Genomic DNA, 12,695 nt, shown 5'->3' with positions numbered 1-12,695 from the left:
CGCACGGGGCCGCCATAGCTCAGTTGGTAGAGCGGCGCATTCGTAATGCGTAGGTCGGGTGTTCGAGTCACCCTGGCGGCACCACTTACCTTCCAATGACTTAGCTAGTACGAGGCACCCCGGCGGCGGCCCCGCACGGACTCCGGGGTAAACACCGGGGTAAACGCGCGCGGACCGACTCACGCGGTAAGCCGCTAGCGGTGGACGGGCTTTCCAGGCGACTTCTATGCTACAATCAGCACGGGAGAAGCTGGGAACCTACTATGGCTAGGTGGAAGCCGATAGAGTCGGCGCCGAAGGATGGCTCGACGATAGTGCTGCTCGCTATCGACGAGTATTCCGGGTCCGGCACGCCGCTCTTAGGTAGGTGGGATGCGACCGCCGAAGCATTCATGCAGCCGAACGGCTATGCTTTTCAGTCCGACTTCTGTCCTACCCACTGGCGCCGTCTACCGAAGCCGAACCTGCGTCGCTGGCTGATAGGTATCGGCTGGGCGGTCGTTGTCATCGTATTCCTTCTGATCTGGCTCGCCAAAGGTGCTGAGTGGGAGGCTCTTGGCATCGGCATCGCTGCCGGCTTCTGGGTTTGGATAATTCAGATGTGGATAGCTCAGGCGGTGGCGCCACTACAGGACCAAATAAATGCGATGAACCGGACGCTGCTAGACGTGCATCGCAAGCTCTCTGACGTGGCAGTGGAAATTGAGAGAATGAGGTACGCCGGGGTCAAACCAGCCACCTTGGAGGATGACGAGTCTTTCTACGAGGTCAGGCCGGCCGCCGAGGAATACGGCGATGAGTAGCTCGACGGTACACTGCTTGAAAGACTACGAGCGCCACAAGCGCATGTAGGGTCAGAAAGATGGAGTGGGTAGTCGCAGCTGCTGGCATACTCGGCACCGGTACGGTAGCGGGTGTAGTCGCTGCAGTACTGAACCACTTGCTGGCCGGCTGGCGTGATTCCGCCAAGCGAAAACGTGATGCGGCGTCGCTAGCCCTGCGCATCGCCGTTGTATTGGAAGAATACGCACTGGAGTGCGCCGATACCGCAGCGGACACAAAAATGTGGACAGATTCCAGAGCTGCGGCGGGGCAGCGCAGCCATAGGAGGTAGCGGGGGCGCTGCGCTGCCCTTCGGGGCCGGGCGAACGCCCGCGCATTGTTATTGCTCCGATAGGCCTGCAGCAAACAACCGCTTCCCATCGTAATCAGCTCCGTTCGGGTGCTCAGTAGCTGCCCGGCGCATATAGCGCGACCAGGCTGCTGTCACGGATGTTGGGGTTGCCGATGGTCGCGTAGCACACGAGATTGAACGTGTTCGCGCCGGCCGTGACCGGATAGGCACGGACCGCCGATCCCGAAAGATTGATCAGGCTGCCCGCCGACTCCTCGATGACCACCTCGTGGTCGGTTTCGACGGTCGATCCCGTGGTGATCGAGCAGCGTGCGGTGATGTTGATCCCGTAGATGACCCAGCTCGCATTGACCATGGCGTAGCCGTCCGCCGGCGCGTTGAGCGTGACCGTCCGGTAGACCGCGTGTACTCCGCCGACCGCCACATCCTGGTCACCGCTCGCAAACGCAATCCCCGCGGGCTTCGCGGACGCCGACAGGTCGACGGGCCCGACCGCACCGTTCTTGATCCGGCTGGACGTGACGGCGTTCTTCTTGATCTTCTTGGTGCCGACCGCACCGCCGCGGATCTTGGCGGTCGTGACCGCCTTCTTGCCGATGTCCCGCGCGTTAACGCAGCCGCGGCAGTCCAGGTTCGTTGCGGTTCGATTGTTCACCGGGAACGTCTGCGCCGCCGCCGTAGACGACAGGACGACACCGCCCATGACCATTGCCAGCGCGCCCCCTGAAACCTTTGCTTTCCAACCTGTTGCCATCATCAAATCCCTCCAATCCGGCATCTCACATACGAGTCGTGTTCGAGACGAATGTAGAGGGCAGACGTGAACGAAATTCCCTCAGGGAATACTGGGGAAGGCATCGACCGGTAAGACGGGGGGCAGGCTCCCACCCGTTTCCGTCGTTCCCCCCCCGCCGTCAGGCGCGAAAAAGACGCATTCCGGTTTCAATAAGGTTCCGGCGGTTTCCGGATGGAAGGCGACGCCACAGCAACCGTCGGAAACGGCAGCCCGTTTGATCGCCATATCGACGGTAATCACTAGAACTTGCGCGCGAAACCCGGCATGAGCGATTCCCTATCGACCGGCGCCGCGGCGGCGCCCCTGCCACGCCTGTGGGCCGAATTCGGTCTCATCTTCGTGGCGACGCCCCTGATCATGGCGCTCGGCCTGCCCCCCAGCGTGATCTGGACGGGATTGGCGGGCATGCTGATCCTCGCGGTGATCCTGCTGTCGCGATCGATCGGGTTCTCGTGGCGGTCGCTGCTGGCGCGGCCGGTCGTCACCGATTGGGCCGTCCTGGCGGGTTTCGTCGTGCTGACGGTCGCGGTCGCCCTCGCCCTCGTCCTGTGGCTGAGACCCAACGCGCTGTTCATGCTGCCGCTTCACAACGAGCGGCTCTGGATCCTGATCCTGATCTTCTATCCGTTCGTCTCGGCGCTGCCGCAGGAAATCGTGTTCCGCGCCCTGTTCTTCGGCCGGTACGGAGCCCTGTTCCCGGGACGGCACGTGGCGATCGCGGCCAATGCCGGCGTGTTCTCGCTTGCCCACCTGTTCTACTGGAACTGGCCGGCGGTCATCCTGACCCTGTTCGGCGGCGTGGTCTTCGCCTGGGCCTATCGCGAGAAGGGCTCGTTCCTGTTCGCCTGGCTCATGCACGCGCTCGCTGGCCAGATCGTGTTCACGACCGGCCTCGGCGTCTTCTTCTTCCACGGCATGGTGCGGTAGCGGCTGCGCGAAGCGAGGTCCGTCGGACAATCGGATGGTTCGCGGTTCCCCGCGCCGTCCCGTGTGACCGCAACGGCGCGAGGGAACCCACATCTAGGGGCGGTGCCGGGGCTGCTAGGCCGCCAGCTGCTTCAGATAGGCGTCGGCTTCTTCCGGAACGGCGAACCAGGGGAAGAAGTCCGTCGGATCGTCGAAGCCGTTGGCGATCCGCTTGGCGAGCACCGGGAACTGCTGCGCCGCGCCCATGATGTTCAGCACATGCGGCGGCGGCGGCCGCAGGAGCGCGTTGGTCCAGCCGGCGACATACTGGGCGTAGTTCCAGTAGGCATCGAAGGTCCCCTGCATCCAGGGCTCGTCGAACGCCTCGCCGCCGCGCGCCAGGATCGAATCCATGTAGACCCGCGCGCACTTCGAGGCGTTGTTGGAGCCCTGGCCGGTCACCGGATCGTTGAGGACCACGACGTCGCCCATGCCGAGCACGGCCTTGCCCGACGGCAGCCGGCCGATGGGATGGCGCACGGTCGGCGGAAAGCGGCCGGCGAGCACGCCGTTGTCGTCGGTCAGCGCGATATCGCGGCAGCGCTCCGCCTCCCACGGCAGGAAGGTGTCGAGAATCCATTTCGATTTCTCGAGATGCTGCTCGGGTGTCTTGACCTCGCCCCAGCAGTCCATCGGTCCGCCGGGAATGCCCTCGAACACCATGATCTCGCACGGCCCCGTCGTCGTCAGCGCCGGGAACACGAAGTACTCGCCGACGGTCGGGATCAGGTTGAAGCACACCCCCGAGTGCGGCGAGCGCGGCACCATGCCGGTGACATAGGTCAGCGCCAGCGCGCGCTGCGGCTTGTCGAACACCGACTTTTCGTCGTCGCGCTGGAACATTCCGGCGATCTCGCCCTTGCCGGCGGCGACCACAACCAGGTCACTCTCGTTCGCGTAGCGCTCGAGATCCTGGATCGTCGCGTCGTGGACGTCCAGCGTGCCGCCGCGTTCCTCGAACGCCTTCATCCAGCCGGGGAACTTCACCCGCTGGTCGACGCTCTGGGCGTAGCGGTCGAGCTTGCCGTTCCAGTCGATCGCCTTGACGCCCGGCGCATCCGGCGCCGGCACGGTGAAGTTGATCGAATCGACCGTCGGGCATTCGCCTTCCCAGAAATTGATGCCGATGTCGCGCTCGTTCTGCAGCGCTTGGTCGAACATGCACTGGCTCGAGGTCACCCGGCCCTTGGCGATCTCCTCGGCCGTGCGGTTCTGCACCACACGCACGTCATAGCCGCCGTCCTTCAGAAGTCCGAGCGCCAGCTGCAGGCCGGACTGACCGCCGCCGACGATGGTCACACTGCGTTTCGCCATCTTTTTTCCTCCTGGTTCTTGTCTCAGTCCATCAGCAGCGGAATCGCCGCGTCGGCCCGCTCCGGCCCCATCGCCGTGTAGCCGCCGTCGACGCGGATATCCGTGCCGTTGATGAAGGACGCCTCGTCCGAGCACAGGAACACGACCGCGTTCGCCACCTCCTCCGCATCGCCGACGCGGCCGGCGAGATGGAAGGGCGCGGCCACCTTGTCGGTCTTCGCCCGGTCGTTCTTGGTGAGCTCGACCATGATCGCGCTCCAGGTCCAGCCCGGCGAGACCGCATTGACGCGGATGCCGTCCGGGGCGAGATCCATCGCCTGGTTGCGGGTGAGCTGCAGGATCGCCGCCTTGGAGACCGGATAGAGCCAGCGCCCGGTCTGGGCCACGCGCGAGGAGATCGAGCCGAAATTGACGATCGCCCCCCTGGTCTTGGCCAGGTGCGGGCGCGCCGCCTGCATCAGCATCACCGAGCCGACGACGTTGGTGTCGAAGGCCTCGAGCCACTCGGCCCGGGTCGAATCGGCGCCGTTGTCCAGATAGGTGCAGGCGACGTTGACCAGAAAGTCGATGCGACCGTGCGTCTTGGCGGTGGTGTCGACCAGGTCCCGGATGTCGGCGTCCTGGCGCAGATCGGTCTTGTGGAAGCCGGCATTGGCGCCGACGCGATCGGCGACCGCCCTGCCGCCTTCTTCGTTGATGTCGGCGATGACCACCCTGGCGCCCTTGTCGGCGAACGCCTTGACCACGGCCTCGCCGATCAGCGTTGCGCCGCCGGTGACGATCGCCACCTTACCGTTGAAACCCGGCATGCGTTGTCCTTCCCGTTACTTTATGCTTGAAATAAAACAATCATTGGAAAGGCGACGAAGGAAAGCCGGCAGGCGCGGCGACTATCCAGAAAACGCAACGAACCGATCGGCCGGCCATTGACCGCCGGCCCGGTCCGCAATAGAGCCGCCGCCCTCGAAGGAAACCACCGGCAACACTGCGTCGTCGGGAGGACGTACGTGGCCCTACAGGCAGTGCACGAGCCGCTGGCCCGCTACAATCTGTTCCGCACCGCGGATCTCGACGAGGCCCGCGAGCAGGTCGCGCGTGTGTTCTGTCCGCATCGGCTGAAGATCACCGGCGAGCGCGGCCGCTTTCGCACGGTTCAGAACCACGTGGACACCGGCCTTCTGTCGCTCAGCTACATCGGCTACGGCGCCGACGTGGAGATCGAGCCCGGTGAGCTCGACACCTTCTACCTGATCCAGATCCCGCTGGCCGGCGCGGCTTCGATCCAGACCGGCCGCCGCGCGTTCATCGCCGATTGCCGCCAGGCGTCGATCCTCAACCCGAACCGCTACACCGCGATGCGCTGGTGGGCCGGCTGCCGGAAGCTGCAGGTCCAGGTCGCCCGCTCGGTCCTGGAATCCGTCGCGTCGGACTATTTCGGCCGCGGCATTGACGCGCCCCTGACCTTCGACGCGGCGATGGAGATGACGCGGCCCGAAGCCGCCGCATGGCTGCGCCACGTGGTCGCCTTCATGCGCTGCGTCGAGAAAAGCGGCTCGGACGCCGGCGCCAAGGACCGTATCGATTTCTACGCCGCCGAGCTGCTGCGCGAACTGGTCGAGGTCCAGGCGAACTCCCATTCGCATTTCGCCCACCACGCCGGATCCGGGCCGTTGCCGCTCTACGTGAAGACAGCGCTCGAGTATATCCGCGCCAATGCCGACAGGCCGCTGACCAGCGCCGAGATCGCACGCGCCAGCGGCGTCGCCGGCCGCACCCTGCAATACGGCTTCAAGCAGTTTCTCGGGATGCCGCCGATACAGGTCCTTCGCGACGAGCGGCTCGACCGCTGCCGTCTCGCCTTCCGGCTCGCGGAAGACGAGGCGAGCGTGTCGGATGTCGCCGCCCGCTGGGGCTTTGCCCATCTCGGGCGGTTCGCGCAATACTACCGCCAGCGCTTCGGCGAATCTCCGCGTCAGTCCGCCCGGAAATCCTGAACCAGGCCCCGTCCGGGCGATCCGGTCGGGAATCCGACGCCGCGTTAACAAAATGATGCAGCCGGTGCGGCATAGTCGCCGCCGACTGCGACCCATACGCGAAGGCCCATAGCCGCCCCGAGCCAGCAAGGAGACCGGCGCCATGTCCAAGCTCGTAGCCGATGTCATCGTCGACGCCCTGATGGAAGCCGGCGCCAGGCGCTGCTACGGCATCGTCGGCGACACGCTCAATTTCGTCACCGACGCGATCCGCCGCAAGGGCATGGAATGGATCCACGTCCGCCATGAGGAGGTCGCGGGTTTCGCCGCCGGCGCCGATGCCTTCATGACCGACGAGCTGGCGGTCTGCGCCGGCTCGGCGGGTCCTGGCAGCCTGCATTTCGTCAACGGCCTGTTCGAGAGCCACCGCAACGGCGCGCCCGTGGTTATGATCGCCTCGCAGATCGACCGCATCCAGTCCGGCCTGAGCTTCCCGCAGGACGTCGACCAGAAGAAGATCTACGAGCAGTACTCGGTGTTCTGCGAATACATATCCCACCCCGACCAGGCCCGCCGGATAACGGTGCAGGCCGCCCAGGCCGCGCTGACCAAGCGCGGTGTTGCCGTCATCATAGTCAACGGCGACATGACCAAGGAACGGACCGAGGACGAGACCCACTGGAAGGTGTCCCGGCCCAGCCCCGTCATCCGCCCGAGCGACGACGAGCTGAACGAGCTCGCCGAACTCATCAATGGCGCGAACAAGATCACCGTCTACGGCGGCATCGGCTGCCGGCACGCCCACGACGCGGTGGTGGCGCTGGCGGCCAGGCTGAAGGCGCCGGTCGCCCACACCTCGCGCGCCAAGGAATTCCTCGAGCACGACAATCCCTACAACGTCTCGATGACCGGGCTGATCGGCATGAAGTCCGGTTTCGAGGCGGTCGAGCATTGCGACCTGCTTCTGTGCCTGGGCACCGATTTCGCCTGGCCGCAGTTCTATCCGCGGAAGGCCAAGATCGTGCAGATCGACATCGATCCCGCCCATATCGGCCGGCGAACGCCGGTGACGCTCGGCCTCGTCGGCGACGTGAACGCCACCATCACGGCGCTGCTGCCGCTTCTCGACGCGCGCGCCGACGACACTTTCCTCAAGGCGAGCCTGAAGGAACACGAGAAAAGCCTGAAGACACTCGAAGAGCAGGCCAGGGAGAGATCGCCCGATCTCATCCACCCGCAATATGTCGCCACCATGCTGAACGAGCTCGCCAACGACGACGCGATCTTCACCTCCGAAGGCGGCACCACCTTCGTGTGGATGCTGCGCTACCTGCGCGCCAACGGGAAGCGGCGCTTCCTGACAAGCCTGCTGCACGGCACCATGGCGAACTCCTATCCGATGGCGATCGGCTGCCAGAAATCGCATCCCGGCCGCCAGGTCGTCGCCATGTGCGGCGACGGCGGCATGACCATGCTGATGGGCGACCTGTTGACGCTCGTCCAGGAAAAGCTGCCGGTGAAGCTCGTGGTCTTCAACAACGGATCTCTCGGCTTCGTCGAGATGGAGATGAAGGTCGAGGGCATGCTCGACGCCTTCACCGACCTGCACAATCCGGATTTCTCCGCTCTCGCCAGGGCCTGCGGCTTCTACGGCAGGCGCGTCGAGAATGCCGACGACCTGGAGCCGGCGATGACGGAGTGGCTGAGCCAGGACGGCCCGGCCCTGCTCGACGTCGTCGTCAACCGTATGGAGCTGGTGATGCCGCCCACCGTCGAGGTTGGGCAGGCCGTGTCCACGGCGATGTACGGCGTGAAGGCCGTCCTCGACGGCCGCCTGAAAGATGTCTGGGCGCTCGCGGTCAACAACACGCTGAAATAGCGGTCGCGCCCGGTCACGCTCCGTTCGTCACGCTCCGTTCGTCACGTCCCGTTCGCCACGTTCATGCGCTGGCGTTTGTGCGCGACGGTGTCCATGTGCGCCTTGATCGCCGGATTGGTGTCGAGGAGCCGGCGAAACGCGCTTTCCTCGAGCACCAGCAACTGACAATAGCCGAGCGCCACGACGTCGGCCTGGCGAGGCTGGTTCATGATCAGCGCCATCTCACCGAAGAAATCGCCACGTCCGAGCCGGATCTTCCCCTGCGGCGCGGCGACCTCGGCGGCACCGGACGATATGAAGTAGGCCGAAGTGCCGCGCTCGCCCTTGGTGATGAGCCGCTCGCCGGGAACCGCCAGCCGCGGCCGAAGCAGCGCGCGGATTTTGCGGCGTTCCGCCTCTTCGAGCGCCGAAAACATTGGAAACTTGTCGACGAGCGTCGCGGTATCGAGTCCCAGATCGAGCCGCGGTCGCCGCTCCAGCGCGGCGTGTACCGCCTGCAGTTCGCGTTTCAGGTCGCCGTAGAGTTCCGGTCCGATCAGCGCCTCGTCGCGCAGGGCGTTGTACTCGGCCGATTCGAGCCTGACCGCGAGCTGGCCCAGGAAACGCTGTTCGATGGTCTGTGCGTACTCGGGATATTGCAGCCGGAGTGCGTCGAGCGCCGAGACGGCCGCCTCCGTCCGCTGCGCCAGGATTTCGCTCAGGAGGTCTGCCACGCGCACGCCGAGCACCCGCTTCAGCTTGCTCCGGGCGAAACGATCTAGCTCCTCGAGTACGATCCGCGTGACCATCAGCACCTCGAAACGATCGGCAATGCAATGTTCAAGCGGCCCCTCGATCATGAGCCTGCGGTGCAGCAGGTGAGCGAAGCGAAACCGCCTGCCGAACCCGAGCCGTGCCTGTGCGGCGTGCGTGTAACCGAGCCGGCCGTCGGACCGGGTCGCGTCCGCCATGCGTTCGGTGTTGGCCAGGAGCCGCTCCATGATCGCCAGGGAAATCGCCCTGCCGGCCCCATGCTCGGCGATCACGTCCCGCTCGCGATTGACGAGCGCGATCAGACCGATGGTGATCCGGTCGCGGTCGGGAATCGCCTCGAGCGCGGTTCCCGTGCCGGCCAGGTCCTCGACATGCCGGCGGTAGGGCCGCAACGCATCGCGAGCGGGTTTCGGATCGATATTGTAGCGTTTCGCCGTTTCCTCGACGGTTTCGCGCACGGAATCGAGCGCCAGCGACAGGATCTGCGCCCGCATCGCCTGATCGATGGGAGACAGCCGGTCGATCCGCATCAGCCGGATCAGCGGCCTCAGGGTCGTCCCGCCGACCAGCAGGCTGAACAGCACGAAGCCGGTCGCGACGATCGCGACGAAACGCTGCACGTCGGGCGAGATCAGGCTGTTCTCGGTGATCGACATCGCCAGCGCCAGCGTCACCGCCCCGCGCAGGCCGCCCCACAGGATCACGAACTTGTACGGGCCGCTGATCCGTTCGCCGAGCCGCACCAGCGCCATCGCCGGCATGACGGCGAACAGCACGATTGCCCGGGCGGCCAGCGCGGCGACGACGACGACGCCGACCAGCATCACGTCGACCAGGCTGACGCCGAGCAGCAGGTGCGGCACCACGATCGCGGCGAGGATGAAGACTAGCGATCCGGCGAGGAAGGCGAGCTGCTCCCAGATCCGCGACAGGAACGCCCAGGACGCCGGTGCCATCCGATTGCGCGCGACGGCGCCGACGACAAGCCCGGCGACAACAACGGCGACGACGCCGGATACTTCCAGATACCGCTCGCAGACGATGAAAAGGAGATAGGGTACGCCAATCGACAACGTCAGCTCGGCGGCCTGTGAGCCGCGCATGTAGGGCAGCACCGCCGTGGCGAGCCGGGCCCCGACGAAACCCGCCGCGGCGCCGCCGAGCAGCGATACGAGGAACATCCGCGTCGCGTCCGTCAGGCTCGGTTCGGCGCCGGTCAGCAGCATGGCCAGCAGCACCGTGTAAAGGACGATGGCGGTGGCATCGTTGAGCAGGCTCTCGCCTTCCACCAGCCGCGTCAGCCGGCTCGGCGCACCGAGTTCGCGAAAGATTGCAACCACGGCGGCCGGATCGGTCGTCGCCACGATTGCACCCACCAGCAGGCAGGCGACGATGGATACGTCGGAGGCCCACCACAGCGATACGCCGATCACCCCGGTCGACACGACAACGGCGAGCACGGCAAGCGCGAAGATCGGCGCCGCGTCGTCCATCATCCGTCGGACGTCGACGTCGAGGGCCGCCTGGAACAACAGCACGGGCAGGAAGATGTGGATGAAGCCCGCCGAGGTGATCGGTACGCCCAGAACCATTTCCGCCATGGTGTCCAGGCCGGGCGTGCGTCCGAACTGGACCAGCGCCGTGGCGGCAAAGCCGATCAGGACACCGACGAACGCGAGCACGACCGCGTTCGGCAGCCCGAAACGCCGCGCCAGCGGTTGCAGCACGCTGACCACCACCAGAAGGCCGGCGATGATGAGAATCGTGTCGGCGAGTGCGAGCATTTAGCCGGCCTGTGAAAAAGGAACGCGATTCGTACCGCGCCATTGCGCCCGGGCTCAAGTGCCTCGGTGTATCGGCAGGTCGAGTCTCACTTGGCTGCAATATCCGGGGTCATACCGCTGGTATCGTCGTAATCCAGTCCCTTAGTCTGTCGCCGGGAGAAGTGTATGTCCGTTGATTCGACGACCGCCGCTACACCGCGATCGCGCCTCACGGGGCTTTTCGCCGGTCCGGCCATCGCATTGGCGATGAGCCTGTGGGGCGCGCCGGAAGGCCTTGATCCCGTTGCCTGGCATACCGCGGCGATCGCGATCCTGATGGCGACCTGGTGGATGAGCGAGGCGCTGCCGCTGGCCGCCACCGCGATGGTGCCTCTGGCGCTTTTCCCGCTTGCCGGCATTGCGACGATCGAAAGGGCGGCATCCTCCTATGCCCATCCGCTGATCTTCCTGTTCCTGGGCGGGTTCATCATCGCCCGCGCCATGGCGCGCTGGCAGCTGCACAGGCGGCTCGCCTGGTGGGTTCTGCATTACGCGGGATCCGGTCCTGCGGCGATCATCGCCGGGATCATGGCAACGACGGCATTCCTGTCGATGTGGATCAGCAATACCGCGACCGCGATGGTGATGCTGCCGATCGGCCAGTCGATCGCCGCCACCATGAGCGAGCACGGCGACGATCCCGCCATGGCCCGGGGATTCTCGGCCGCGCTGATGCTGAGCATCGCCTATTCGGCGACGATCGGCGGCATGGGGAGCCTGATCGGCACGCCGCCGAATGCCCTCCTTGCCGGCTATATGCAGGACCTGCAGGGCATCGAAATCGGTTTCGCCGACTGGATGCTGGTCGGTGTCCCGACCGTGATCGTCCTATTGCCGGTGACCTGGGTGCTGCTGACGAAAATCGCCTTCGACGTGCCCTGGCGCGCCATTCACGCCGGGCCGGCCCACGAGATCCCCGCGCCGGGGCCGATGATGCGGGAGGAAAAGCTGGTCGCGGCGATCATGGTCCTGGTCGCGCTGGCCTGGCTGACACGACCGCTGATGGAGCATTTGTTTCCCGGCCTGCCGCTCGGCGACACCGGCATTGCCATGATTGGCGCACTCGCCCTTTTCATCATCCCGGCGCGGCCGAAGACCGGTGGCCGCCTGCTCGGCTGGTCCGATCTGAAGGACCTTCGCTGGGACGTGCTGATCCTGTTCGGCGGCGGCCTGGCACTCGCCTCCGCCATCGGTTCGTCCGGCCTGTCCGACTGGATCGGCGCGCACCTCGCCGACATGGAGGCGCTGCCCGGCTGGTTGATGATCCTGGTCGTGATGACCGTGATCGTCTATCTCGGCGAACTGGCCAGCAACACGGCGATGGCGGCCGTCTTCCTGCCGGTGGCCGGAGCAGCGGCGATCGGCATGGGCGAGAACGCGCTGACGCTGGCTTTGCCCGTGGCGCTCGCCGCCTCGCTCGGATTCATGCTGCCGGTCGCCACGCCTCCGAACGCCATCGTGTTCGGATCTGGCTCGCTCGATGCGCGTCAGATGCTGAGGGTGGGGGCGGTGCTCGACGTCGTATCCATCCTGATCGTCGCCGTCATCGCCCTCACGCTCGCGCCGCTGGTCTTCCCGATCTGATCACACGTCCGTCGGGACGACCGCGGTGGCTTCGATCTCGATCATGGCCTTCGGCTCGACGAGGCCGACGACCTGCACCACCGCCATCGCCGGGAAATAGGGGCCGATCTCGTCGCGATAGGCGCGGCCGACCTCCTTGAGATTGGCACGGTAGGCGTCGAGGTCGGTGACATACCAGGTGAGCCGGACGAGATGGCGCGGATGCGCACCGCCGGCCGCCAGGATTTCCCGGATGTTCGACAGGGTCTGGCGTATTTGCGCGCCGAAGGTGTCGGGGAACTGCTCGTTCGCGTCCCAGCCGACAACGCCGCCGGTGACGACGACCGTACCGTTCGCCTTCATGCCGTTGGAATAGCCCTTCGGCCGCTGCCAGCCGGCGGGCAGAAGGGTTTCCGGCCGATCGTTCTCATCCGCTGCCGCGGGCAGGCTCGTCACAGACACAGGTGCAACCTCCTTGATATCATGGTGCATT

10 protein-coding genes and 1 tRNA gene are annotated in these 12,695 nt (G+C 65.6%); 6 read left to right on the top strand and 5 right to left on the bottom strand.

Annotation, left to right across the window (positions count from 1 at the left end; all coding sequences use genetic code 11):
* Window positions 1-8: 8 nt before the first annotated feature.
* A tRNA-Thr gene (locus ACSF9G_RS19870) sits at window positions 9-84 on the top strand.
* Window positions 85-263: 179 nt separating this feature from the next.
* Window positions 264-803: a G protein-coupled receptor family protein gene (locus tag ACSF9G_RS19865; protein WP_436643855.1), complete on the top strand. Its 540-nt coding sequence runs from the start codon at window positions 264-266 to the stop codon at window positions 801-803.
* 423 nt (window positions 804-1,226) lie between these two features.
* Here the strand turns inward: ACSF9G_RS19865 and ACSF9G_RS19860 are convergent, their stop codons facing one another.
* Window positions 1,227-1,892, bottom strand: coding sequence for a hypothetical protein (locus tag ACSF9G_RS19860; protein WP_436643854.1), 666 nt, complete (start codon window positions 1,890-1,892; stop codon window positions 1,227-1,229).
* Between the two features lie 303 nt (window positions 1,893-2,195).
* Between ACSF9G_RS19860 and ACSF9G_RS19855 the strand changes: the two genes are divergently transcribed.
* Window positions 2,196-2,858, top strand: a complete 663-nt coding sequence (locus ACSF9G_RS19855) for a CPBP family glutamic-type intramembrane protease (protein WP_436643853.1) — start codon at window positions 2,196-2,198, stop codon at window positions 2,856-2,858.
* 114 nt (window positions 2,859-2,972) lie between these two features.
* On the opposite strand, the gene ACSF9G_RS19850 is transcribed toward ACSF9G_RS19855, so the two are convergent.
* Window positions 2,973-4,211 (bottom strand): styrene monooxygenase/indole monooxygenase family protein, encoded by a 1,239-nt coding sequence (locus ACSF9G_RS19850; protein ID WP_436643852.1) that lies wholly within the window; start codon window positions 4,209-4,211, stop codon window positions 2,973-2,975.
* Window positions 4,212-4,234: 23 nt separating this feature from the next.
* The gene (locus ACSF9G_RS19845) at window positions 4,235-5,020 is read right to left on the bottom strand and encodes an SDR family oxidoreductase (RefSeq protein ID WP_436643851.1); all 786 of its coding nucleotides are present in this window, start codon (window positions 5,018-5,020) and stop codon (window positions 4,235-4,237) included.
* 198 nt (window positions 5,021-5,218) lie between these two features.
* Between ACSF9G_RS19845 and ACSF9G_RS19840 the strand changes: the two genes are divergently transcribed.
* Both ACSF9G_RS19840 and ACSF9G_RS19835 read left to right on the top strand, forming a co-directional pair.
* Entirely contained in the window at window positions 5,219-6,205 is a 987-nt protein-coding gene (locus tag ACSF9G_RS19840) for an AraC family transcriptional regulator (RefSeq protein WP_436643850.1), read from the top strand.
* A 142-nt stretch (window positions 6,206-6,347) separates the two neighbouring features.
* The gene (locus ACSF9G_RS19835) at window positions 6,348-8,063 is read left to right on the top strand and encodes a thiamine pyrophosphate-dependent enzyme (protein WP_436643849.1); all 1,716 of its coding nucleotides are present in this window, start codon (window positions 6,348-6,350) and stop codon (window positions 8,061-8,063) included.
* A 41-nt stretch (window positions 8,064-8,104) separates the two neighbouring features.
* On the opposite strand, the gene ACSF9G_RS19830 is transcribed toward ACSF9G_RS19835, so the two are convergent.
* Window positions 8,105-10,600, bottom strand: coding sequence for a cation:proton antiporter (locus ACSF9G_RS19830; protein WP_436643848.1), 2,496 nt, complete (start codon window positions 10,598-10,600; stop codon window positions 8,105-8,107).
* A 165-nt stretch (window positions 10,601-10,765) separates the two neighbouring features.
* Here ACSF9G_RS19830 and ACSF9G_RS19825 point away from each other — a divergent pair, with 165 nt between their 5' ends.
* Complete coding sequence (locus ACSF9G_RS19825; protein WP_436643847.1) at window positions 10,766-12,223, top strand: SLC13 family permease; 1,458 nt, start codon at window positions 10,766-10,768, stop codon at window positions 12,221-12,223.
* Here the strand turns inward: ACSF9G_RS19825 and ACSF9G_RS19820 are convergent, their stop codons facing one another.
* On the bottom strand, window positions 12,224-12,694 hold the full coding sequence (locus ACSF9G_RS19820; protein WP_436643846.1) for a RidA family protein: 471 nt from the start codon (window positions 12,692-12,694) through the stop codon (window positions 12,224-12,226).
* Window position 12,695 lies beyond the last annotated feature (1 nt).

Origin of the sequence: Microbaculum mangrovi (genome assembly GCF_051390635.1) — a bacterium.
GTDB lineage: Bacteria > Pseudomonadota > Alphaproteobacteria > Rhizobiales > Tepidamorphaceae > Microbaculum.
This window is presented reverse-complemented; position numbering and strand designations above follow the sequence as displayed.